The organism is Enterococcus sp. DIV0756, assembly GCF_051710745.1.
GTDB lineage: Bacteria > Bacillota > Bacilli > Lactobacillales > Enterococcaceae > Enterococcus_A.
Map to the genome: position 1 here is coordinate 2,011,090 of NZ_JBIOLF010000001.1, position 23,098 is coordinate 2,034,187.

The 23,098-nt window shown below is 40.1% G+C and carries 22 protein-coding genes, 1 other RNA gene and 1 other annotated feature; of the genes, 8 read left to right on the forward strand and 15 right to left on the reverse strand.

The annotated features are described in order from the left end of the window. Positions 1-62 precede the first annotated feature (62 nt). Positions 63-1,406, reverse strand: a complete 1,344-nt coding sequence (gene gdhA, locus IGI44_RS09730) for an NADP-specific glutamate dehydrogenase (RefSeq protein ID WP_438787542.1) — start codon at positions 1,404-1,406, stop codon at positions 63-65. Positions 1,407-1,567: 161 nt separating this feature from the next. Here gdhA and IGI44_RS09735 point away from each other — a divergent pair, with 161 nt between their 5' ends. After that, a complete protein-coding gene (locus IGI44_RS09735) occupies positions 1,568-2,824 on the forward strand; it encodes an NAD(P)/FAD-dependent oxidoreductase (protein WP_438787543.1) in 1,257 nt (418 codons plus the stop codon). On the opposite strand, the gene ybaK is transcribed toward IGI44_RS09735, so the two are convergent. Continuing rightward, on the reverse strand, positions 2,821-3,306 hold the full coding sequence (ybaK, locus tag IGI44_RS09740; RefSeq protein WP_438787544.1) for a Cys-tRNA(Pro) deacylase: 486 nt from the start codon (positions 3,304-3,306) through the stop codon (positions 2,821-2,823). The genes IGI44_RS09735 and ybaK overlap by 4 nt on opposite strands. A 130-nt stretch (positions 3,307-3,436) precedes the next feature. On the opposite strand from ybaK, the gene IGI44_RS09745 reads away from it, so the two are divergent. Further along, positions 3,437-4,474, forward strand: a complete 1,038-nt coding sequence (locus IGI44_RS09745) for a tagatose 1,6-diphosphate aldolase (protein ID WP_438787545.1) — start codon at positions 3,437-3,439, stop codon at positions 4,472-4,474. Between the two features lie 98 nt (positions 4,475-4,572). Here the strand turns inward: IGI44_RS09745 and aroD are convergent, their stop codons facing one another. Together aroD and IGI44_RS09755 are read right to left on the reverse strand one after the other, a co-directional pair. Next, entirely contained in the window at positions 4,573-5,322 is a 750-nt protein-coding gene (aroD, locus tag IGI44_RS09750) for a type I 3-dehydroquinate dehydratase (RefSeq protein ID WP_438787546.1), read from the reverse strand. A 22-nt stretch (positions 5,323-5,344) separates the two neighbouring features. Continuing rightward, positions 5,345-6,514, reverse strand: a complete 1,170-nt coding sequence (locus IGI44_RS09755) for a class I SAM-dependent rRNA methyltransferase (protein ID WP_438787547.1) — start codon at positions 6,512-6,514, stop codon at positions 5,345-5,347. 178 nt (positions 6,515-6,692) lie between these two features. On the opposite strand from IGI44_RS09755, the gene IGI44_RS09760 reads away from it, so the two are divergent. The 3 genes from IGI44_RS09760 to IGI44_RS09770 all read left to right on the forward strand — a co-directional run bounded on the left by IGI44_RS09760 (position 6,693) and on the right by IGI44_RS09770 (position 11,160). Further along, positions 6,693-8,804, forward strand: coding sequence for an LTA synthase family protein (locus IGI44_RS09760; RefSeq protein ID WP_438787548.1), 2,112 nt, complete (start codon positions 6,693-6,695; stop codon positions 8,802-8,804). A 125-nt stretch (positions 8,805-8,929) separates the two neighbouring features. Next, positions 8,930-9,586 (forward strand): hypothetical protein, encoded by a 657-nt coding sequence (locus IGI44_RS09765; RefSeq protein ID WP_438787549.1) that lies wholly within the window; start codon positions 8,930-8,932, stop codon positions 9,584-9,586. A 134-nt stretch (positions 9,587-9,720) separates the two neighbouring features. Then, a complete protein-coding gene (locus tag IGI44_RS09770; protein WP_438787550.1) occupies positions 9,721-11,160 on the forward strand; it encodes an NCS2 family permease in 1,440 nt (479 codons plus the stop codon). Positions 11,161-11,186: 26 nt separating this feature from the next. On the opposite strand, the gene IGI44_RS09775 is transcribed toward IGI44_RS09770, so the two are convergent. Beyond that, positions 11,187-12,677 carry an ATP-binding protein gene (locus IGI44_RS09775; protein WP_438787551.1) on the reverse strand — a complete coding sequence of 497 codons (1,491 nt, stop codon included), beginning with the start codon at positions 12,675-12,677 and terminating at the stop codon, positions 11,187-11,189. After that, complete coding sequence (locus IGI44_RS09780) at positions 12,674-13,396, reverse strand: winged helix-turn-helix domain-containing protein (protein ID WP_438787552.1); 723 nt, start codon at positions 13,394-13,396, stop codon at positions 12,674-12,676. The genes IGI44_RS09775 and IGI44_RS09780 overlap by 4 nt, the downstream gene beginning before the upstream one ends. 211 nt (positions 13,397-13,607) lie before the next feature. On the opposite strand from IGI44_RS09780, the gene ssrA reads away from it, so the two are divergent. Next, positions 13,608-13,974: a transfer-messenger RNA gene (gene ssrA / locus IGI44_RS09785) on the forward strand. Between the two features lie 268 nt (positions 13,975-14,242). Further along, entirely contained in the window at positions 14,243-14,929 is a 687-nt protein-coding gene (locus IGI44_RS09790; protein WP_438787553.1) for a phosphoribosylaminoimidazolesuccinocarboxamide synthase, read from the forward strand. A gap of 49 nt (positions 14,930-14,978) precedes the next feature. On the opposite strand, the gene IGI44_RS09795 is transcribed toward IGI44_RS09790, so the two are convergent. Continuing rightward, positions 14,979-15,194: a hypothetical protein gene (locus tag IGI44_RS09795; protein WP_438787554.1), complete on the reverse strand. Its 216-nt coding sequence runs from the start codon at positions 15,192-15,194 to the stop codon at positions 14,979-14,981. A gap of 271 nt (positions 15,195-15,465) precedes the next feature. On the opposite strand from IGI44_RS09795, the gene IGI44_RS09800 reads away from it, so the two are divergent. Continuing rightward, positions 15,466-15,672 carry a DUF378 domain-containing protein gene (locus IGI44_RS09800; protein WP_016182137.1) on the forward strand — a complete coding sequence of 69 codons (207 nt, stop codon included), beginning with the start codon at positions 15,466-15,468 and terminating at the stop codon, positions 15,670-15,672. 85 nt (positions 15,673-15,757) lie between these two features. Here IGI44_RS09800 and IGI44_RS09805 read toward each other — a convergent pair whose 3' ends face one another. The 8 genes from IGI44_RS09805 to IGI44_RS09840 all read right to left on the reverse strand — a co-directional run bounded on the left by IGI44_RS09805 (position 15,758) and on the right by IGI44_RS09840 (position 23,079). Next, on the reverse strand, positions 15,758-16,591 hold the full coding sequence (locus IGI44_RS09805) for an energy-coupling factor transporter transmembrane component T family protein (protein ID WP_438787555.1): 834 nt from the start codon (positions 16,589-16,591) through the stop codon (positions 15,758-15,760). After that, positions 16,578-18,269 carry an ABC transporter ATP-binding protein gene (locus IGI44_RS09810; RefSeq protein ID WP_438787556.1) on the reverse strand — a complete coding sequence of 564 codons (1,692 nt, stop codon included), beginning with the start codon at positions 18,267-18,269 and terminating at the stop codon, positions 16,578-16,580. The genes IGI44_RS09805 and IGI44_RS09810 overlap by 14 nt, the downstream gene beginning before the upstream one ends. A 16-nt stretch (positions 18,270-18,285) precedes the next feature. Next, complete coding sequence (locus IGI44_RS09815; protein WP_438787557.1) at positions 18,286-18,837, reverse strand: ECF-type riboflavin transporter substrate-binding protein; 552 nt, start codon at positions 18,835-18,837, stop codon at positions 18,286-18,288. 38 nt (positions 18,838-18,875) lie between these two features. Further along, positions 18,876-19,715 carry an SAM hydrolase/SAM-dependent halogenase family protein gene (locus IGI44_RS09820; RefSeq protein ID WP_438787558.1) on the reverse strand — a complete coding sequence of 280 codons (840 nt, stop codon included), beginning with the start codon at positions 19,713-19,715 and terminating at the stop codon, positions 18,876-18,878. A 119-nt stretch (positions 19,716-19,834) separates the two neighbouring features. After that, positions 19,835-20,079 (reverse strand) — a binding site (T-box leader). A 227-nt stretch (positions 20,080-20,306) separates the two neighbouring features. Further along, positions 20,307-20,945 (reverse strand): bifunctional 2-keto-4-hydroxyglutarate aldolase/2-keto-3-deoxy-6-phosphogluconate aldolase, encoded by a 639-nt coding sequence (locus IGI44_RS09825; protein ID WP_438787559.1) that lies wholly within the window; start codon positions 20,943-20,945, stop codon positions 20,307-20,309. 9 nt (positions 20,946-20,954) lie between these two features. After that, entirely contained in the window at positions 20,955-21,497 is a 543-nt protein-coding gene (gene hxlB / locus IGI44_RS09830) for a 6-phospho-3-hexuloisomerase (RefSeq protein ID WP_438787560.1), read from the reverse strand. Then, complete coding sequence (locus IGI44_RS09835; protein WP_438787561.1) at positions 21,494-22,120, reverse strand: orotidine 5'-phosphate decarboxylase / HUMPS family protein; 627 nt, start codon at positions 22,118-22,120, stop codon at positions 21,494-21,496. Before IGI44_RS09835 ends, hxlB begins: the two co-directional genes overlap by 4 nt. Beyond that, positions 22,117-23,079: a sugar kinase gene (locus IGI44_RS09840; protein ID WP_438787562.1), complete on the reverse strand. Its 963-nt coding sequence runs from the start codon at positions 23,077-23,079 to the stop codon at positions 22,117-22,119. Before IGI44_RS09840 ends, IGI44_RS09835 begins: the two co-directional genes overlap by 4 nt. Between the last annotated feature and the right edge of the window lie 19 nt (positions 23,080-23,098).

The window sequence follows — 23,098 nt, forward strand, 5'->3', positions numbered from 1 at the left end:
TTCATAACAATCTATACTTTACGTTTCTTTTGCCGATTTTTCAAGCGTAAACCATTTAAAATTTAAACAGTTCCTTGAGCCAACATCGCCGCAGCTACTTTTGCAAAACCAGCAATGTTTGCTCCGACGGCAAAATTATCTTTATCCGCATATTTTGCTGCCGTATCACGACACGTTTCATAAATATTCTTCATGATGTCATCTAGCTTGCCATCAACCTCTTCTTTTGTCCAAGCAAGACGTTGAGAGTTTTGGCTCATTTCTAATGCCGATACGGCTACGCCGCCTGCATTTGCTGCTTTCCCTGGACCATAGAGCACACCATTTTCGTGATACAACTTAACTGCACCATTTGTGCTAGGCATGTTTGCTCCTTCAGCAACTACTTTTACCCCATTTTTGACTAAGATTTCTGCTTTTTTATCATCAATCTCATTTTGTGTCGCACACGGCAACGCAATGTCAGCTTCAGTTTCCAATTCCCAAACTGAACCTTCGAAGTATTCTGCTGTTGAAGATTCTTTTGCGTATTCTGTTAATCGCGCACGTCGAACTTCTTTGATTTCCTTCAATAGTTCAACATCGATTCCGTTTTTATCATAAATATAGCCATTTGAATCAGAACATGTAATAGCCGTTGCTCCTAGTTCTTGTGCTTTTTCAATCGCATAAATCGCAACATTCCCACTACCTGAAACAATCACTTTTTTATCTTTAAACGAATCCTTGCGATCTTCTAATAAATGCTTCACGAAGTAAACTGCACCATAGCCAGTCGCTTCATTCCGACCAAGACTTCCATTAAAGCCTAATGGTTTCCCAGTTAGCACACCCATGTCGTATTCACGCAATCGTTTGTATTGTCCAAATAGATAACCGATTTCACGTCCCCCAACACCAATATCACCAGCCGGTACATCTAAGTTCGGACCAATATGTTTCGACAATTCGGTCATGAAGCTTTGGCAAAAGCGCATTACTTCAGAATCTGATTTGCCCTTCGGATCAAAATCTGATCCTCCCTTACCACCGCCGATTGGAAGATCAGTCAAACTATTTTTAAAGATTTGCTCGAAACCTAAAAACTTCAAGATACTTAAATTCACACTTGGGTGGAAGCGCAAGCCGCCTTTGTATGGGCCAATCGCCGAATTAAACTGAACACGATAGCCACGATTGACTTGCCAGTTGCCTTTATCATCTTGCCAAGGCACTCTAAATTGCACCAATCGCTCAGGTTCAATAATCATGCCTAAAATATTTTTTTCAACATACTCTGGATGTTCTTCTAGAAAAGGAATCACGGTAGGTAAAAATTCTTCCACCGCCTGTAAAAATTCTTCTTGGTTCGGATCTTTTGCCTCTAAGTTCTTTTGAATCTGTTCAACATATTCTCGTACTTCCATCAAATTCCTCCTCACATTTAATACTCATAGTTTACATCATTTTCTAATAGAAGTGAAAAAAAATTCATGCTACACTGCAAATTGACTGAAAATTGTTCGTATTTAAAGTATGATTATACAAACTAAACCAACAAATCAATTAAAGATGAGGATAAATTAGAATGAGTAAAACATTTGATGTAATCGTAATCGGTGGCGGTCCTGCTGGGATGATGGCAGCCATTACAGCCGCCATGAACGGCGCAAAAGTCGCTCTATTTGAAAAAAATAAACGACTGGGAAAAAAATTATTGATGACTGGCGGTGGTCGCTGCAATGTGACCAATAATCGCCCGGTAGATGATTTGATCACTCATATTCCTGGTAACGGGCGCTTTTTATATAGTACATTTTCGCAATTTGATAATCAGGACGTGATGAATTTTTTTAGTGACCGAGGTGTTGCCTTGAAAGAAGAAGACCATGGAAGAATCTTCCCAGTTTCAGATAAGTCAGCCACGATCGTTAATACCTTGAAGGACGAATTAGAAAATTTGAACGTTGAATTGCACTTTAAAGAACCTGTTGAAAAAATCATTTCTGATAGTACTAGCATCCAAGGCATTCGAACAGCAGAAGGCGATTATTCTGCTAAAAGTGTTGTTATCACGACTGGTGGAATCACTTACCCTTCAACTGGATCGCAGGGTGATGGCTTCCGTTTTGCTAAAAGTGTTGGTCATCATGTGACACCGCTCTATCCTACGGAATCACCAATTTTTTTAATGGATGATTTTGTGTCAGCTAAAACGCTGCAGGGCTTGTCTCTGCAAGACGTAAAATTATCTGTTGTTGACGAGAAAAATAAAACAATCGCGAGCCATGAGATGGACTTGCTCTTTACTCATTTTGGCATCTCTGGACCAGCGGCCTTGCGTTGTTCGAGCTTTGTTAATCAATTGTTGCGAACACAAGAGACGGTGACCCTGACACTCGATTGTTTTCCTGAAAAATCAACCAGTGAACTATTGGAAGAAATCAACGAACGTGCGGCAGCCTCTACAAAACAATTGAAAAATGCCTTAACAGGTTTCTTGCCTGAGCGATTGCTGCTCTTCTTTTTAGAAAAAGTCGGTATTAGCGAACAACCTTATAGCCAAACATCAAAGGAACAATTAACCAGCTTTATTTCCTATTGTAAAGACTGGTCAATGTCTGCCAATAAAACATTTGGTTTAGAAAAATCCTTCGTGACCGGCGGTGGCGTTGAGCTTAAGGAAATCAATCCTAAAGAATTAGCTAGTAAAAAAATCCCCGGCTTATATTTCGCCGGGGAGGTTCTAGATGTAAATGGGTATACAGGTGGTTACAATATCACCACTGCCTTTTGCACAGGCTATGTTGCTGGCACGCATGCAGCTTACAACGCCTTTGCCTAATGCGTCAGTTCCGCAAATTGTCCTCGCGTCAGCTCTACGATGGCGTCGGGGGCAATTTCCATTTGCAGCCCTCTTCTGCCTGCCGAAATGGCGATCTGTTCAAAATTCTCAGCCGAGGCATCAACAAAGGTTGGAAAAAGCTTCTTCATCCCGATAGGTGAACAGCCGCCTCGAATATAGCCCGTCGTTGCTTCTAAATCACGCAGATGGAGCATTTCGACTTTTTTATTGCCACTGACCTTCGCGATTTTCTTTAGATCCAATTCATGGTCACTAGGAATCACAGCCACCACCGGACCTGTTTTATTTCCAACCGCAACTAGGGTTTTAAAAATCCGGGCAGGCTCGATTTTGACTTGCTCTGAGACATGTCCTGCCCCCAAGTCCTCTTCGCTCCATGCATATTCATGTTCTGTATAGGCAATTTTCTTTTGTTCAACTAAACGAATGGCATTGGTCTTTTGAATTTTCTTTTTAGCCAAGCGAATCCCTCACTTCATTCATTTCCTAAAGTCTAGCAAAAAAGCAGACGAGAGACAAATCAGTCGTTTTGTTTGGTCTTTTTTCTTAAAAGTTCTACACTGAATGTGTAAAAGAAAGGAAGTCTTCAGCATGAAAAGAATTTCAAGAGGAAAGTTTGAAAAGATGCAACAATTGTCAAACGATCAGGGTGTCATTGCAGCTTTAGCAATCGATCAACGCGGCTCTATGAAAAAGATGATGCAAGCCGCTGTCGGCGAAGATAAATTTTCGATGGATCAAGTCTATGAATTTAAAGAACTCGTTTCTCAAGAGTTGACAAAGCATGTCAGTGCGATCCTATTAGATGAACAATACGGATTTAAAGGAATCAAAGCCAAGGACCCAAATTGCGGACTGATCATGTCCTATGAAAAGACTGGGTATGATGCCAATACTCCCGGTCGTTTACCAGAGCTGCTTCCAGACGAATCATTAGATCGGCTGCTAGATAAAGGCGCAGATGCTGCCAAAGTACTCGTATATTACGATCCTGATGAACCCCAAGAGATTTTAGCTATCAAGCACGCTTTTTTAGAACGTTTAGGTACGGAAGCGTTAGCCGCAGATATTCCAGTATTTGTTGAACCTATCGTTTATGATAGTAAAATCACTGATGATCACTCACCAGAGTTTGCCAAAATCAAACCGAAAAAAGTCATTGATACGATGAAAGAATTTACGAAAGACAAATACCATATCGATGTGCTGAAGGTCGAAGTTCCTGTACTTTTCAACTATGTTGAAGGCTTCAATCATGAAAATGACCCGGTGGTTTATACGCAAAAAGAAGCAGCTGCCTACTTTAAAGAAGCTAGTGATGTTGCTACTCGCCCCTTCATCTATCTAAGTGCAGGTGTCCCCGCTGATATTTTCCGTGAAGAATTGGCCTTTGCCGGCGAACATGGCGCAAACTATTCCGGTATTCTTGGCGGTCGTGCGACATGGCGCGAAGGTGTTCAAGTGTATGCTGACGGCGGAAAAGATGCCTTAATTAATTGGTTGGATACCCAAGGGCGGGAAAATGTTGAAGAATTAAATGAACTCCTCGATAAATACGCTAAACCATGGTACGAAATCTATGGAGGGTTAGAAAACATCGAAGTGTTCGATATTGATGTAATGGATTGATAAAAAATTCATCAAAAAGAGGTTCAACGCTCATAAACTCGAGCGTCGAACCTCTTTTTCATTAGTCTTAGGATGTCTAGAAATTCCCAAAAACTTTTTTATCTCAATTCATCGATCATCAGAACTAATTTCTCAGCCTCAATCTGGGCATCAGAGCAGGTTTTGCCTTCCAAGCAGCCGTAAGTCATACATGAGCCGTCTAGCGAACCACTGATCTGCGATAATTTTCCAAGTCTGCCTAAGGAAACCGACACGACAGGCAGCGTAACAAACGTCTGGGCTTTCATCACAATTCCCATTTGGCGCAAGACATCCGCCTCATTTTGCGGTTCAAGAACAATTTTTGCGATATCTGCTCCCCAGTGCTCCATCAAATTTAGGCGAAATAGAATGACTGCGTCTTCAGGCGTCTCCTTAAAGTTGTAATAACTCAAAATCACCCGTACATCCAAGGCCTGCATCCATTTGATAAACGTTGTTGACAACTGATCAATAATGGAGACTTCCACATCAGCTAAATCGATTGCTCGTGAAGAAACGGCAAATTCGTTGATGTGACGGTATTGATTTAGAGTGATGTCTAGCTTTCCGCCAGCTTCAGTCGTCCGTAGGTTAAAGATCAACGGAATGTTTCTAATCTCATCCCTCAAGGCCAACAAAGTTGAGTTCAATTTATCGTCATCTAAGACATCTTCATAATAATCGGCTCGCCATTCAATTACTTCGGCAATTTTTTTCGCTTCATTCGCTTGTTCGATGATCTCATCGAACGTTTTCCCAACAATTGGCACGCAGATTTTAGGTTTTCCCGCATCAAATCGCACCTCTCTCACTTGAATATCCATCATACGCATCCCATCCCATTTTCTTCTATTTTTTTATCACGTAAAACAATACCTTTAAATAATTGCTCTCTTCAAAATTACTCACCGGAAAATCCGCTGGCAATCGATAGCTTTCTGATAATTGATACGTCACGTTCTTATTGCGCAAAGCGGTCTCGATTGCTTGCTTAAATTTTTTGATCGGAAGATTCGCTGCGTTGGTTGAGGCGATGATTATCCCCTCATCAGAAAGAATCTCTACGCTATCTTCGATCAACCGTCCATAATCTTTCGCCACAGAAAATGTCTTTTTCTTATTACGAGCAAAGCTAGGCGGATCTAGGACAATCAAATTATAACTTAAACCCTTCCTTAATGCATAGCGGAAATAGTCAAATGTATCCATTACAATTATTTTTTGTTCATTTAATGGGAGACCATTTATTTCGAATTGTTCTTGTGTCTTCGGTAGGCTCCGTTGCGCCAGATCCACACTCGTCGTTTCTGCTGCTCCTCCATACGCTGCTGCAACCGAAAAAGCACCTGTATAGCTGAACATATTTAAAACTTTTTTCCCGGCAGCAAGCCCCTCTGTTAAACGTCCCCGGACTTCCTTTTGATCCAGAAAAATCCCTGTCATGTAACCCTCGTCTAAATAGGTGGCATAAGAAACGCCGTTTTCCATTACTATCAGCGGTTCCGCTGGTTTTTCTCCCGCCAACCAGCGACTTTCTTTCAAGTCACTCTTGAACCGAATTTTTTCAACGACTCCTTTAGCATTTGAAAAAACAGCCAGTAAACTATCTACGATCAGCTTTTGAAAATGATAGATCGTTTCATTGTACCAAGAAATCACGAGGTAATCTGCATAGTAATCTACGGTCACGCCGCCAAAACCATCGCCCTCACCATTAAACAAACGAAAAGCAGTAGTACTCTCATCTGCGAAAAAAGCTTGTCGCTGATTAATCGCCAGTTGAAATTTCTCTTTCAAAAAGGTCTTATCGATCGGGCGTCGACTTTGGTCTATCACCCAACCAAATCCTTTATTTTGCTTCCCTAAATAACCTGTCGCGATATATTTTTGTTTATTATCAACAAAAGTTACCCAGTCTAAAGGAATTTTTTTTATATTCTTTTTCAAATCTGCTTCCTGAATTAATGGGTTTCCTTGACGTATTCGTTTAATTCCGTAACTATTTAATTCTATTTCCACACTTATCCCTACTTTCTTCTATAGTATAGCAAAAAAAAAGCGTGAATTTCGCTTATAAAGTTTTCTTTAAGCCTGATTGTTCAATTTTTAATTAGAATTGACTGCATTGACGTAAGCGAGTAAACTAGATAGCAAGTGAACAACCCGCATCTTTTCTGCGGCAGAAAGGAAGTTACTATTGAAAAAACTAAAAGCTCCTACATTTTTGAATAAACGTCTCGGCTTTTATGCGTTACTGACATTCTTATTATGGGCGAAAAGTGTTTTTGCATACTTATTTGAATTTAATTTAGGGATCGAAAGTCTAACACAGTACTTCATCCTGTTTATCAATCCTATTGCATCAACAATGTTTCTATTGTCGATTGCCTTATACGTACGACGGTCGAAAGCCTCTTATCTTACCATGATGATCATTTACGCACTGGCGAGTCTTTTGCTCTTTGCCAATGTTGTTTATTATCGTGAGTTTACTGACTTTATTACCGTTAACACGTTCCTAGGTGCTGGCAAAGTCGCTAGCGGTTTAGGGGAAAGTGCAATCCGTCTTTTCCGTCCTTACGATATTTTATACATGATTGATATCGTCATTTTACCATTACTTCTATGGCGCAAGCGTATCAAGCGAGAAGAACGTCCCGTACGTGCACGAATGGCTATCGCCATGACGGCACTTTCAATCATGATTTTCTCTGGAAACCTCTTCTTAGCTGAAGCAGATCGTCCTGAATTATTGACACGGACCTTTTCACGCGACTACCTGATCAAATACCTTGGGGTAAATGCCTTCACTGTTTACGATGGTATCCAAACGTATAAGACGAATCAGGTCCGAGCTGAAGCAAGTGCCAATGATTTAAAAGAAGTTGAATCTTACGTGAAAGATCATTACGCTGCACCAAATAGTGATTACTATGGAATCGCTAAAGGGCGCAATGTTATCACGATCCATTTGGAAAGTTTACAACAATTCGTCATTGACTACAAACTGAAAGATGAGAATGGTCAAGAGCATGAAGTTACCCCATTCTTAAACAGCATCTTCCATAGTAACAGCACTTTCTCATTTGACAATTTCTTCCACCAAGTAAAAGCTGGAAAAACATCAGATGCTGAAACGTTGATGGAAAATTCATTATTTGGCTTGAACCAAGGATCGTTATTCTCACAACTAGGTGGAAAAAATACGTTCCAAGCCGCACCAAACATCTTGAAACAAACACAAGGTTACACAAGTGCTGCTTTCCATGGTAACTCAGGCAGCTTCTGGAACCGTTCTGAAACATATAAAAACCTTGGCTATGATTATTTCTTCGATTCCTCTTATTACGACGTGAACGATGAAAACTCATTCCAATACGGCTTGCACGACAAACCTTTCTTCCAGCAATCTGTGAAGTATTTGGAACGTATGCAGCAACCGTTCTACACAAAATTTATCGCGGTCTCAAATCATTATCCATATAGTGAGTTCAAGAATGACGAAGCCGGTTTCCCAATGGCTAACACCAACGATGAAACCATCAATGGGTACTTCGCCACTGCTAACTACCTAGATAAAGCTGTTGAAGAATTCTTCAACTATTTGAAATCTTCTGGCTTGTATGACAATTCGATCATTGTGATGTATGGTGACCATTATGGTATTTCAAATTCAAGAAACTCTGATTTGGCACCATTACTTGGTAAATCAAAAGAAACTTGGTCAAACTTTGACAATGCGCAAATGCAACGAGTTCCATACATGGTTCATATCCCTGGTCAAGATAAAGGTGGCATTAACCATACCTATGGCGGCGAAGTTGACGCCTTGCCTACCCTATTACATCTTTTAGGTGTGGACACTAGCAACTACATCCAATTAGGACAAGATTTGCTATCAAAAGATCATGATCAGATCGTTGCTTTCCGTGATGGGGATTATGTGACACCAGAATATACGTACTACAGCGGCAGCTTATATAGTAACAAAGATGGTTTAGCGATTACTGAACCAGATCAGGCCTTGCAAACCCAAGCCGATGCTTGGAAAGAAGCCGTCTCAACACAGCTAAGCACCTCAGATAACATCAACAATGGTGATCTGCTTCGCTTCCATTCAAATAGCGGATTGAAACCAATTGATGCTTCTGACTACGATTATAAAGATGGCCTGAACAAGCTGGAAAAAATCGAAAATAAACTAGGCGATAAATCAACTAGCTTATTCGATCAGAAAGGGAAAAAGTCTACTCAAGAACTATATAAGACAGAAACCTATAAGCAATATCAAGAACAGAATCAACCATAAACTATCAGCAAACACCCTTCACAAAAATGTGAAGGGTGTTCATTTGTTTACACTTATTTCTTCCGATAGAATTCATATTTCTTTCAAATTAGGATTTTATACTTATTTGTAAGAGGTGGGAATCTATGGAACTTTTTTCAACGACGCTTTCAACAATCAAACGACATCGAATCCAATTTTCAATATCTTGGGTAATCTATCTGGTTGCTCTTTTTGTTTTGACCAGTTTAGGAATGTTAAAGCTGATTTTAAAACAACTAGATTCCTCTAATCAAATTCAACTATTTACACATAAAGAAATTAATCAGCTGCAACAATATTTTTCTTTCCGATTGCTGATTAGCGCATGTGTCTTGCTTGTCCTTTTGTTGGTTTACTTTGCTATTAGGATTCATCGAAAGAAAAAGACTGCACTACCGATGAAACAGGTCATTTATTCTACTGGTTTAGAATTCATTATTGGGTTATTATTTGCTGCAACTTGTTTGATTTTTCTATTCACCATCTTCCAACCGATTTACGAGTCTTTTTTACAAAACATGTATCACCAAGGATTGAACCAAATAAAAGAATTGCCGAACTTTGTTTTGAGTAATGGGACAAGTGGAATTGCTTATTCCATCCGTTCCTCGCTATCGTTTGAACTCTCTTCGACAACACTGCTGGATCTATTTTTCTATTCTCTATTCAAAGCTGTTTCCTCCCTATTTCTATATTTATGCGTGCTAATCCTTTCCTTCCGTTTGATTAGCACTCCTATAAAAAAGAAGAATGTTCGTTAAACACGAACATTCTTCTTTTTATTTGTTCTCCTATTAAACTTATTGTTGAAAGTCGATTGTTTCTTCATTATACTTTAAAAGTATTCGGTTTTTGCCGATATAATGAACTTATTTTTAAGGAGCGTTTAATTATAATGGATAAATTCTTTAAATTGAAAGAGCAAGGTACTAACATCTCCACCGAAGTAATGGCAGGTGTCACAACATTCTTTGCAATGAGCTATATTTTATTCGTCAATCCAAGTATTTTATCAGCTTCAGGGATGCCTTTTCAAGCGGTCTTTCTAGCTACGATCATCGCATCTGTGATCGGCACTTTAGTGATGGGATTATTTGCGAATGTTCCTTACGCGCAAGCACCTGGAATGGGCCTAAACGCATTTTTCACTTACACAGTCGTTTTTGGTTTAGGTTATTCTTGGCAACAAGCATTGGCAATGGTATTTATTTGCGGAATCATCAATATTCTAATTACCGTCACTAAAATCCGTAAATTGATTATTCACGCAATCCCAGAAAGTATGCAGCACGCGATCGGTGGCGGAATTGGTATCTTCGTAGCATATGTTGGTATCAAAAATGCTGGATTACTTTCCTTTAGTGCAGATTCATCTGCAATCACCAGTAGTGTGGTTGAAGGCGGCAAAGCAACCAATGTTACAATCAACAGTGGAATTGTTCCTGCCCTAGCAAACTTTAATAATGCTCCAATTCTATTAGCTGTTTTTGGTTTAGTCGTTACCACTATTTTAGTTGTTAAAAACGTTCGTGGGGCAATTTTAATCGGAATCGTTGTTACAACGTTATTAGGAATTCCTATGGGTGTTGTTCAATTAGGTGCGATTGATTGGCATGCCAACTCATTAGGTAGTTCCATCCAAGAATTGGGAACAACGTTTGGTGATGCTTTTGGATCAGATGGTATGGGCTCTCTCTTCTCAGATTCATCGAAGTTGCCACAGGTTTTAATGACCATTTTAGCCTTCAGTTTGTCCGATACCTTTGATACAATCGGTACGTTCATCGGTACTGGGCGTCGTACAGGGATCTTCTCAAAAGAGGATGAAAAAGCGCTGGATGACGGCTCAAGAGGCTTTAAAACAAAGATGGATAAAGCATTATTCGCTGATGCGATTGCTACTTCAATCGGTGCAATCTTTGGTACTTCGAATACAACAACCTATGTCGAATCGGCAGCTGGTATTGGTGCTGGTGGACGAACAGGTTTAACTTCTGTTGTCGTAGCGATCCTATTTGCCTTAAGTAGTTTGTTCTCTCCACTGATTGCGATCGTTCCAGCTCAAGCAACGGCTCCTGCTTTGATCTTAGTTGGGGTAATGATGCTCGCATCTTTTGCAGACATCAATTGGTTAGATCTAGAGGAAGCTGTCCCTGCTTTCTTCGCTAGTGTCTTTATGGGGCTTTGCTATAGCATCTCTTATGGGATCGCCGCTGGCTTCATCTTCTACACGATCGTCAAAGTGATTAAAGGAAAAACCAACGAAATTTCTCCGATTCTTTGGATCGTGGATCTACTATTTATTCTAAACTTTATCATTTTAGCCATTCTATAAAAAAGAAGCGTAAAACCGATTCGGTTTTACGCTTCTTTTTGTTCATTGGTCTTTTCAGACGATTCTGCTTCTTGTGGCTTATCGGGGAAATTAACAGTAAACGTAGTTCCCTTTTCCAATTCACTATCCACTTCGATGGTTCCATTATGCAAACGAACCAACTCCTGTACAATCGATAGACCTAAGCCAGATTCACCATATTTGGTATTTTTTCGTGATGGATCCGCCTTATAATAGCGATCCCAGATATTCTTTACCTGCTCCTCAGACATGCCGATTCCGTTGTCAGAAATCTTGATCTCCGTTGCCTTCTCCAATTTTGTGATCGTCACAGTGATCAGCCCATCCTTGGTGAACTGGATCGCGTTTTGGATCAGATTCACCATCACTTGAACAAAACGATCGTAGTCAGCATAAACGGTGATTGGTTCATCCGTTTTCAAGATCAGCTGATCCCCTGAGGCTTCCGCTTTAGCGGCTAATTGAGCAACAAGTGTCCCCACAGCTTCTGTTGCATTGAACTCCTGAAGTAAAATACTGATCTGGTTCGTTCGAATTTTTTCGTAATCCAAATTCTCATTCACTAATCGAATCAAGCGCGAGGTTTCATTTTGCATCAGCTTAATCGCTTTTTCTCGTTGATTTTCGGGTATCGCGTTGTACTGCATCCCTTCTAACAATCCATTGATCGTCGTTAACGGTGTTCGCATTTCATGAGAAGCATCCGCCATAAACTGCTTTCGCCGCTCTTCTTGTCGTTCAATTTCATCCTGCGATTCTTTTAAAGAAACCGTCATGCGGTTAAAATCATCCGCGAGGTCATCAAACTCATCGCGATTACGATTGGGTACCACGACATCAAAGTTTCCCGCTGCCACCTCTTTGGTTGCTGAACGCATCCGGTTGATTCGTTTCACCTGTTGTGTTGCAAAGAAATAGCTGACAATAATAGCAATGATAGACGCAATAATGAACGCTTTAAATAAATCAGTCACAATGGAATTAACGCTAGTCTCAACATTCATTGCCGGTTGACTAACAAGCAACACTCCAAAGAATACGCCCTCAGTAAAAAATGGAACCATCGCATAAGACGTTGTTTGATTTTGTCCCATAACATTTTTAGAGCTTGTTTCCTTTTGCTGCTGTCCAGCCTTTAATGCTTTCCATTGTGCATCACTGACAAGGTTCGGATTCACCTTACCGGATTTATCAGGGTATTGTACCTCCCGATCCTTATCAATGAAAACAAACGAAACATCTTGCTGATTCAAACTCGATTCAGTGACACCGATAGCGAATTGGAAAATCTCGTTGCTCGACATCCCTTCAAAACGAATATCTCGGCTTAACGATAAATTATTCTTTTCCATTGACTGAGCATAGCCAAGCAATTCTTTATAGTTATTGTCCTCTAAAGTCTTACGAGTAAACTGCGTAAAAGACAGTCCTAATGTTAATAAAATCAACAGGATCAAGCCGCCGAAAGCCAGTAATTGTTGATACAGGTATTTCATCGACCAACCTCGGTGTCGTCAAATTTGTAGCCTACGCCCCAAACGGTTTGAATGACTTGTGCACCGACTTTCTCGATTTTTTGACGTAATTTCTTGATGTGAGCATCAACGGTTCGTTCATCTCCGAAATATTGATAGTCCCAAACCAATTCTAATAACTGTTCACGGGTGAATACTTGGCGCGGCTTTTTCGCCATCGTATACAATAGATCGAACTCTTTCGGTGTTAATCCATCAATCGGCTTTTCATCTAGATAAGCCTCTCGGGTTTTCAAATTCATCTTGAAATGATCCGTTTGAATATCAAAATTCTCATTTGTTGCTGCCGCTTCCTTTTGTGGTTCTGAAGTCAATTCGCTACGACGATGCAACGCCTTAATCCGAGCAATCAAGGTTAGTGGTGAAAAAGGTTTCGTGACATAGTCATCCGCCCCCATCTCCAAACCGATGACCTGATCACTTTCGGAATCTCTTGCGGTCAACATAATAATTGGGACTGTTTTAGAAATTTTTCGAATTTCTCGACCTACTTCCATCCCGTCCATACTTGGTAAATTCAAGTCAAGTGTGATCATGTCCCACTTTTCAGGCTCTGCTTTAAAGGCATCCAGACCTTCTTTTCCGTCATATTTAAATTCCGCTTCCCAGCCTTCGTTTAAGAAAAACATTTGCATCATTTCAGATACGGATTCATTGTCTTCAATCATTAAAATATTCATACTTTAACCCCCTGGTATCATCTGATTCTCATTCTAAGTATACTCTATTTCATTTTTTTGAACCATTACCTTACCCGTATCTTCACTAACTATTTGTTTTTTCTTCAATTTTTCGCCGTTTCCCATAACAATTTTTTCATTACTCACTTCCTTCTTTGCATTTTTTATAACGAAATGTTATACTTTCTTTTGCAACAAAATATTCTATTTAGGGGACGTTACGGATTCGACAGGCATAGTTTGAGCTTGAATTGCGCTTCGTAGGTTACGTCTACGTAAAAACGTTACAGTTAAATATAACTGCTAAAAACAACAATAACTCTTACGCTTTAGCTGCCTAAAAACAGTTAGCGTAGATCCTCTCGGTATCGCCCATGTGCTCGAGTAAGGGTCCTATTCTAAGTGGGATACGTTTCAACTTTCCGTCTGCAAGTTGAAAAAGAGTGCATCAGACTAGCAATGCCCGCGGCCTGTCATGCGGCAGAGGGCAAAGCGAAATTTAAATAGTATGACTATGAGCGTAGATTTTTGAGTGTCGATGTGTTTGGACGCGGGTTCGACTCCCGCCGTCTCCATTCCATTATCTTAAGAGTAAAGCCAAAACGTTGATTTAACAGCGTTTTGGCTTTTTCTATAGATAAAGATGTAAAAACAGTATTGTATACTCGCTAAAATCTTAAAAAACACTCATCATCTATAGTTATGCGCGTTTTCCACCACTCTAAAGAACAAAAGCCGAACATTCAGCTTCTTTTTTTAAAGAAAATCCGAAAAATCATCGACAGTAAAAATATCGAATGTTATCATTTTTGAAAACACTGGATATTTCAGAGAAGGCGGGAAAAAATGAAAGAATTGTACGATGGCAAAACAAAGACAGTATTACTGGATGAAGAAAGCAAAGAGGTACATTTGTTGTTTAAAGACAGCGCAACTGGCGAGGATGGTGTCTTTGATCCAGGCTCTAATACTGTTGGCGGCAGCGTTGATGGCAAAGGAAAAATTGGACTGACTATTTCCAAATATTTTTTTGAATTGATGGAAAAAAACGATATTCCTACCCACTATCTTGATGCGGATATCGAAAAAGGATTGATGAAAGTCCGTCAGTTAACCGTACCAAATTTAGAATTTGTTTTACGCTATTTTACTGCTGGCAGCATGTGTCGTCGTTTTACCTTACCAGAAGGGCTTCCTTTTGACCCTCCTTATTTAGAAGTAACGTTGAAGGATGATGAACAGGGCGATCCATTGATTACTGATCGTCTGTGTCAAATGAAGGGCATTTTGAAGCCTAAACAATACAATGAAGGCCTTGATATTCTAACTAAGGTTGGAGCAGTGCTTAAAGAAGCCCTAGCTGAAATGAACTTGACCTTGATCGATTTTAAAATCGAAGTTGGCTATGATGAAAATGGAAAAATGTACGTGGTTGATGAAATTACTCCAGATATCTGGCGAGTGAAAGATGAAGCCGGCAATATCCCGAATCAAATCGATTGTGCAAAATTAATCTTAGATAAAATTCAATAATTTAAACAGGTGAGGCCTTCAACATCGGACCTCACCTGTTTTCTAATAGTCATTCTTCTACTTCCTTTAGAGCCGCTTGTTCCAGCGCTTCTTGTTCCTGATCAACAAAGACGAATTTTAAGTTATTCGGATATACATAAACAATCAAACGTTCTTTACACACATCGGTTGCAATTGCCGGGTAAACTTGTCCTGTAGTGAATTTATCACGAAAAAGTTCCTTTAGCGCAACTTCTAAACCAGCATTGATAAATGGGTTTAACAATTTGCTCGCCCCCTTTTTGTTGTCAGCGTTTCTCATCTTTATTATACGCATAGAACTATCAGATGGGGTCATTAACTAAAAAAAGTTTGCCCCATAAATTTAATGGATTGTTTGCATTTTACAAGTAGCGCATGTTTCAATAACTATTTCCTTCCAAACGGTTGCTCATTTAATCAAAAAATATATCCTTTTTAACATATCCTGAGCAGATTTGTAGGGTATCATCTGCAACTATGATAACGTTACAAGCATCAGAAGGGAGGAAATACAGATGAAATACCTAGATATTATCGCGCTTATTTTGTTGATCGTTGGCGGCATCAATTGGTTATTAGTTGGTCTTTTTGAATATGATTTAGTTGCAGCAATATCTGGAGGAAGCACAGCAATTCTTGCAAAAATTATCTACATCATTGTCGGATTATGTGCACTTTACTGTTTAAAATTTATCCCAGGAATTGCGAATCGCGCTGAATAGATTTACCAATCTACTATCAGATAAGATCGTTCTATATACAATAAAAAGACGAAGCTCTCTGGAAACGCTAGAGAGCTTCGTCTTTTTAACGAAATGGATTATAAAAACGTCCATCATTAACAACTAGGAGTAAAATCCCTGTTGAACAGAGTAGGATAACTACAAGCAATGCGAGGTAGTCCTGACGTTTTAAGGGTTTGGCAAGCAGCCATGTGCGCCCTTTCTTCTTGCCGAAGCGACGCAACTCCATCGCTGAAGAAATTGTCTCGATTCGATCCAAACTAGAAAAAATCAAAGGGATGGCAATCGTTAAGTTCCCTTTGACACGCTTTATCAAAGAAGCTTTTTTGGAAAGCTCATTTCCTCGCGCTTGTTGCGCTTTGGAAATTGTCCGAAAATCCTCTTGAATATCTGGAATATAACGCAATGCTAAAGAGAAAGCATAAGCAATCTTATAGGAACCACCGACCCTGTGAATACTTGAAGCCAATTCACTGGGATTGGTTGTCAAAATAAAAATCAGACCCGGTGGAATCGTTACAAAGTATTTGATCAGCAGGTTAAATTCATAAAAAAGTTGCTCTTGGGTCAGCGTATAACGCCCAATCCCCTCAAAAATTACATGACGAGTGCCATAGATCGTTACTCCGTATTCCGGAGCGAATAAATAGACTGTCACTAGATTCAAGATCGAGAAAAACGCGATAAATTTAACGACAAAGGAAATCTCACGATAGCTGATCCGCGCTGTTCGGAATAGGATTGCCGAAAAAACTGTCAATCCTAAAAGAAAGCGGGTATCATAAGAAATCATCCCCACAACTGAGATCAGCAAAAAGCATAACAGCTTTGTAAAACCGCTAAGCTGATGGATCACAGTTTTTTTCGGCATATATCCGATTAAATTATTGCTCTCCATATGCTCCTCCCTCATCATGCTGAATAAATGCAGACACGAAACCAGTTGCATCCGCTAAATGATTGTTTTTCGCCAAATGATACAGACTGGTTTGACGCAAGCTTGCTGAAGCCACCAGATCTGCTGAAGATAGTACATTGGCAGGTGTCTCGTCAGCAATGATTTGTCCATTTTTTAACACCAAAGTTCGTTGTGTATGTTCCAGCATTAGATGCATATCGTGAGTGATCATCAGAATCGTAATCCCCTGTTGATTCAATTTACGTAGGAACGTCATCATCTCGTTGTAGTGATAGTAGTCTTGCCCGGCAGTGGGTTCATCCAAGATTAACAGCTCAGGCTCTAATACTAAGATTGCGGCAATTGCCACTCGACGTTTTTGACCATGACTTAATGCAGAAATTGGCCAATTACGGAATTCATAAAGCCCACAAACCTTCAATGTTTCAAATACTCTTCTTTGAATCGTATCAGGATCAACTCCTCGATTTTCCAAACCTAAGGCCACTTCTTCGAAAATCATATTCTTAGAGAGCATTTGATTGCTGTTTTGCAGCACATAGCCAATTTTATCTGCTCGTTCCTTAATGCTCTCATCTGCAATCGATTGATCTTTCCATAACAACTCCCCCGTTTGGAGAGGATAAAAGCCAGTAATCAGATTCGATAATGTGGACTTTCCCGCACCATTATGCCCCACTAAACTAATCATTTCACCTTGATAAAGCGCTAGATCGACTGCCTTGATCACAGGTTCATTTCCAAAACCAAATGTGAGATTTTGCAATGTTAATAGTGATTCATTCTTTTGAGAAACGGGTTTAAATTCACCCTGTGATTTTACCAAAGCTGCTGAGATTTCTGGTGAAACTAACTGATCTACTTGCGTTAAGTCAATAAAATCATTTAAAGGGATTCCTGCCCTTTTTAAAGCGGTGATGTAAAGTGGTTCACGAATCCCGTATTTCCCTAGTAAATCACTTTTTAGTAACTCCGTGGGTGGTAAATCCGCGACGATCATCCCTTCATTCATCAAAATCACCCGATCAATTGGTGCCGCTAATACCTCTTCTAAGCGATGTTCAATAATGATCGTTGTAAATTTTTGCGATTGATACAGTTGATCAATCATTTGAATTGCTTCATAGCCAGTCTGTGGATCAAGGTTTGCCAACGGTTCATCAAATAGCAGAATCGGTGTCTCATCGATTAGAACTCCAGCCATCGTCACACGCTGCTTTTGTCCACCAGAAAGATCCTGTGGTCGTTTTTCCAACTGAGCGAGCAGATTGGTTTTTTCCGCCCAGTAATTGACTGCTTTACGTATTTCTGGTTGTTTAATCATTTCATTTTCCAGAGAAAAAGCGATGTCCTCGGCCACAGTTAAGCCGACGAATTGACTGTCGGTATCCTGCAGCACTGTACCGACATCGAGAGAAAGATCATAAATGGATGATTCACTGAATGCTTTGCCATTAATCGTCAAGTTGCCAGTATATGTTCCTTTTTCATTTTGTGGAATGATGCCATTCAAGCATTTTCCCAAAGTCGATTTACCTGAGCCGCTGGGACCCATAATCAAAATCTTTTCCCCTGAATTGATGGTCAAATTGATCGCTTTCAATGTCGGTTCAGCCTGGCTATCATATTGAAATGTAAAATCACGAAACTCGATCATTTTATGTCCTCACGTTCTAAGCTTCTTTGTTCAAACTACCTTTTTTCGTCTTTGTCTGGGCATAGGCCTTTAATAAAATAAATCCGATGATTCCCGTTACAATTGAATTAGTAATGCCGGCTACAACACCTTGGGTAAAGACTTTACTTGGTGCTTCGGCGTAGATTAAGATATCTCCGATCGGCGCAATAACCACCCAAGTGACTAAATTAGCGATCGTTTCACCCACTAAAAAAATGCCGATTTCTTTCTTGCCGAAAATGCCTTGTTCGATTGGGATTCGCTTCGCTAATAATCCGAAAAATACCCCTAAAATTCCTGATGCAACGATCCATGACCACCATGCACCATAAGTTGTCAGATCACCTAGCGCATGTCCGATAAATCCCGCTAATCCCGCGACGATCGGTCCATATACTACTCCCAACAACGCCAAGAAAGGATAGGCAGTTGCAATGTCTGTATTGGGAATTCCTGTGGGAATCGTCACGAAGCGTTTCAAAATGAAGAAAACTGCTGCGCCAATCCCGATTGCTACAATGTGTTTAACCGTAAATTTCTTATTCATACCTTTTACCCCTTTTTATTTAATAAGTGCTTTGTTCCCTAAATTTTGGTCAGTTCAATCGTCCAATCATTGCCCGTGCCGATTTTATACACAGATGAGAACGAATCTAAATTGATTCCCAGGCCAACATTTAAGAGCGAATTAATGTAAAGAACAGCCTCTTTTGACTCTACTTGAGCAAAGGAACGACCAAAGACCACTTCGTCTTGATAACGGACCACACCTTGATAGTATATTTTTACTAGCAGGCTTTGTCCATATTCAACCTGCCAGTTTTTGAAATAATCCACAGGAATATTCGTCCATAGCGAACCAAATCGAATATCGGTAATATCAATCGTTCCTGTAATTTTATCTTGTGTTTGCTCTGGAGCGATCAATGGGAATGTCACTAATTCACTGCTTGAAATGATCGTTCCTAGTTCAGCAAAATCTACTTTTCCACTAGCTAAGCGAGCACCGTTATAAACATAGACGTCTCTTCCGTGAAACGTGTGGCTTTCAGATGAGCCTGGTAGACGTTGGCTTTCCTCATCAATTTGTCGAACTTCTTTAATTCCGACATACTGCGCTAAATAAGTCAATGTCCCGTTGTCGGGTGTAATCACATATTGCCCATCCTTCAGCTCTGCGACGACACTGCGACGGGTTGAACCAACACCGGGGTCAACCACAGAAACGAAGACCGTTCCCGCTGGCCAATAAGTGACCGCCTGTAATAAACGATAGCTTGCATCATGAATATTATAAGGTTCGATCTCATGGGTTAAATTATTGATATTTAGAGTCGGCTCAACTTGATAAGCTACTCCGTACATTGCGTTGACCGCACCATCCTGTAAACCAAAATCCGTTTGAACTACTAAAAATCCTGCCATAAATCTTCCACCTTCCAATTTTACGATCTTTTTTTGAGGATGTCCGTGAGTCATTTTCGAGTTGAGATCGTCATCCCAACGAAAGAGTAAACACAAAAAAAGCCCTCAGCAAAATAATTGCTAAGGGCATTGACAATGCGTTACCACCTTTAATCGTAAAATCCTCACAGATTTCACCTCAATCAGTACCCAAAAAAGTTTTTTGGAGACTGTGCCTTGTTAACGGGGGCATCCGTATTTCCTTAAACATTCGGGAAATCCGCTCAAAAGCCATTTTCAAGTAACTGATTCGCATTCCCTTTCACCAGACAGGAACTCTCTTTAGCAAACAAGATTACTTTACTTTCTTTATCCTCGCGTTTCATCGATTGCTAATAAAATAGCAGAGAAATTTCAGCTTGTCAATGAAGAAAAACGTCTTCTATTAAGACAAGCGTTTTCTTATTCTTCTAATGAATAATTATTAGGAAATAGAACGATTCATAGTGAAAAGTTCACAGTATTTTCTGTCGACGAAAATGTTTTTAGTACAAAATGATGCAACAACAAGCTCATCACCCTTCCCCGATGATGAGCTTGTTCCATACAAAATCAACTTTCTTGCCACAATGCACGATACTTTTCAGCAGTCGTTGTAACGAGTTCGAAATCATTTTCAGCTACACCTTTAAATAGATTTCCGCCGACACCAGCAACGATTGCTCCTGCTTGTTTCCATTCCGCTAAATTCTCTAAATTAATTCCTCCGGTTGGCATAATGTTAACCTGTGGTAGTGGTGCTTTTGCCGCCTTGATCATTTGTGGAGAAAAATTGTTAGCCGGAAAAAGCTTTACAATTTCTGCGCCACTCTTCATCGCCTGTTGCATTTCAGTAATGGTCATGCAACCTGGCAGATATGGAATCTGATAAAAGTTGCACATTTCTGCTGTTTTCTCATCAAAACTAGGGCTGACAATGAAATCCGCTCCTGCCATGATTGCCAGTCGCGCAGTGACTGCATCTAAAACTGTCCCTGCTCCGATAGTTACACTCGAATCCTGTTGATAGGCGGCTTTCAATTCAGTAATCACTTGATCTGCCTGTGGTACAGAAAACGTGATTTCGATTCCTTTAATTCCACCTTTAATAACAGCTTTTGTCGCTTCAAAAGCGTTCTCTCGAGAGTTTTCTCTAACAACTGCAACGATCCCCGCATTTTCAATACGTGTTAAAACTTCCTGTTTTTTCATTTGGCTCACCTACTCTACATTCACGTGTTCATGAAGAGCATCTTCATTTGAAGTTTGATCACGCTGAGCCAATTTCAAGGTTAGGGCATCTAATGTGATGTGCACCGTTTGATCGAACAGCGTAGACAACAGTTGAATAGATTTCACTCCAGCTCCTGTTTTTGTTGCACCAGGTACTACAATGACTTTGTCTGCTAATTTAGCCAATGGAGATTCCTTGTCACTAGTTACTGCAACGATATCAAGACCGATTTTTTTAGCCGCTTCGGTATCCGCAACAATGCCTTTAGTTGTACCAGAACCAGAAATAGCCACCCACGTATCGCCCTTTTGAATAGACGGTGTAATTGTTTCACCCATTACATAATCTGTGTAACCGATATGCATCAAACGCATCGCAAAGCCCTTTGCTTGAAATCCGCTACGACCGGCACCAATCACAAAAATTCGTTTATCTTTTTGAAAAAGCGGCATTGCTTGCTCCAGCTCTTTTTCGTCGACTAGCTCCATTACTTGATTAATTTCTTGCATAATTGCTTCGATTGTTTTCATTTGTGAACAGCTCCCATAAATTCATTTACTGACTGCAGCGGATTTTCCGCCTTAGTGATTTTTGATCCTACAATGACGACTTCAATTAATTCTTGTTCTGCTAATCTAGCCGCCTGCTCCAAGTCAATACCGCCAGCAATAGCCAGTCTTTTGACTGTTGGAAAGTTCTCATGAAAAGCCTCTACACTCGCAGTTGCATCAAACTGGTCCTTGCGATCAACCGAATGATGCAGGGCATAGATTGCATTCGGAAAGTCCTTAATTTTTTCGATTTTCTCATCTGTCACTTCCAGTAAATCGATCATCATCGTTTTGTTTTCCCTTTCAGCAACTTCATAACAAGCCTTCAGAGTATCTAATGACGCAGCCCCCATCACAGTAACAATATCACCACCATAACGGAAAGCTTGATTAAACTCATAGGCTCCCTCGTCAATTGTCTTGCTATCCACTAACAGCTCCGTTTGCGTCAGGGCTGCTCTCAATTTCTGGATCGCCAAGTTCCCATAATCCTTGACCAATGAAGTCCCCATTTCCAAAATATCCGTTCGACCATCTAATTGTTTGGCTAACGCTATCGCCTCTTCCAATGATACACGGTCAATGGCTGCTTGTAATCTCATGCTTTCACTTCCTGTTGCTTTAAAAATTCTTGCAATTCTTGAGGCGTTGGATACCCATCATTGTCTCCAGGAGATTGAACAGCCATTGCACCAATTGCATTGGCACGAATAACCGCTTCCTTCAACGATTTTTCTTCCATTAGAGCAGTTATCAGCCCAACTGCAAATCCGTCTCCAGCACCAACTGTATCCACGACTTTTTCTACTTCAAAGCCTGGAACAGTAAAAGTTGTACCGTCTTTTTGTTTTACGTAAGCACCTTCAGTCCCCAGTTTGACAATTACTGTTTTGGTTGCTTCTCCATTGTTCAAATAGAAGTCCGCAATTGCTTCCGGATCGCGGCTGCCCATTAAAATTTCACCCTCATTGATTCCTGGAAGGACAATTTCGGCATGTGATGCTAGATCATTGATCGTTTCTACCATTTCTTCCTGACTCGCCCAAAGTTGTGGTCTTAGATTAGGATCAAAAGTTGTACGAACATGGTTTTTCTCCAATAAGCTAATTAGATAACGAAAGGCTTTTTGCGCCTCAGACGAGATAGCTGGAAAAATCCCGGACAAGTGCGCCATCTTAACTTCTGAAAAATCAATTTTGTCTAATACAGCTTGATCAAAGTGTGCGGCAGCTGAACCTTTTCGGAAATAGAAGATACTTGGGTCTCCTTGACTAACACGATCCTTTAATTGAAAAGCCGTCCAAAAATCAGCTGTTTCAGAGATATAATCCGTTCCAATTTGATTCTCATGTAAACGATCAATAATAAATTCGCCAAAAGGATCCTTTCCAACTTGTGTGATATATTCGCTACTATGACCTAAGCGAGAAACACCTACAGCAACATTCACCTCTGCACCTGCTAAAAATTTTTGAAAATGGCAGGCATCCTTTAGAGATTTATCAACCTCTTCTGATCCAAACAATGCAATTGGTTCTCCAATTGTTAAAAATTCACTCATCTTCATAACCTCTTTCTCA

Excerpts from the sequence above, each read along its gene's own strand:
- gdhA (WP_438787542.1), bottom strand. The coding sequence starts at position 1,406 with ATGGAAGTACGAGAATATGTTGAACAGATTCAAAAGAACTTAGAGGCA.
- IGI44_RS09735 (WP_438787543.1), top strand. The coding sequence starts at position 1,568 with ATGAGTAAAACATTTGATGTAATCGTAATCGGTGGCGGTCCTGCTGGG.
- IGI44_RS09745 (WP_438787545.1), top strand. The coding sequence starts at position 3,437 with ATGAAAAGAATTTCAAGAGGAAAGTTTGAAAAGATGCAACAATTGTCA.
- aroD (WP_438787546.1), bottom strand. The coding sequence starts at position 5,322 with ATGATGGATATTCAAGTGAGAGAGGTGCGATTTGATGCGGGAAAACCT.
- IGI44_RS09765 (WP_438787549.1), top strand. The coding sequence starts at position 8,930 with ATGGAACTTTTTTCAACGACGCTTTCAACAATCAAACGACATCGAATC.
- IGI44_RS09770 (WP_438787550.1), top strand. The coding sequence starts at position 9,721 with ATGGATAAATTCTTTAAATTGAAAGAGCAAGGTACTAACATCTCCACC.
- IGI44_RS09775 (WP_438787551.1), bottom strand. The coding sequence starts at position 12,677 with ATGAAATACCTGTATCAACAATTACTGGCTTTCGGCGGCTTGATCCTG.
- IGI44_RS09780 (WP_438787552.1), bottom strand. The coding sequence starts at position 13,396 with ATGAATATTTTAATGATTGAAGACAATGAATCCGTATCTGAAATGATG.
- IGI44_RS09790 (WP_438787553.1), top strand. The coding sequence starts at position 14,243 with ATGAAAGAATTGTACGATGGCAAAACAAAGACAGTATTACTGGATGAA.
- IGI44_RS09800 (WP_016182137.1), top strand. The coding sequence starts at position 15,466 with ATGAAATACCTAGATATTATCGCGCTTATTTTGTTGATCGTTGGCGGC.
- IGI44_RS09805 (WP_438787555.1), bottom strand. The coding sequence starts at position 16,591 with ATGGAGAGCAATAATTTAATCGGATATATGCCGAAAAAAACTGTGATC.
- IGI44_RS09810 (WP_438787556.1), bottom strand. The coding sequence starts at position 18,269 with ATGATCGAGTTTCGTGATTTTACATTTCAATATGATAGCCAGGCTGAA.
- IGI44_RS09815 (WP_438787557.1), bottom strand. The coding sequence starts at position 18,837 with ATGAATAAGAAATTTACGGTTAAACACATTGTAGCAATCGGGATTGGC.
- IGI44_RS09820 (WP_438787558.1), bottom strand. The coding sequence starts at position 19,715 with ATGGCAGGATTTTTAGTAGTTCAAACGGATTTTGGTTTACAGGATGGT.
- IGI44_RS09825 (WP_438787559.1), bottom strand. The coding sequence starts at position 20,945 with ATGAAAAAACAGGAAGTTTTAACACGTATTGAAAATGCGGGGATCGTT.
- hxlB (WP_438787560.1), bottom strand. The coding sequence starts at position 21,497 with ATGAAAACAATCGAAGCAATTATGCAAGAAATTAATCAAGTAATGGAG.
- IGI44_RS09835 (WP_438787561.1), bottom strand. The coding sequence starts at position 22,120 with ATGAGATTACAAGCAGCCATTGACCGTGTATCATTGGAAGAGGCGATA.
- IGI44_RS09840 (WP_438787562.1), bottom strand. The coding sequence starts at position 23,079 with ATGAGTGAATTTTTAACAATTGGAGAACCAATTGCATTGTTTGGATCA.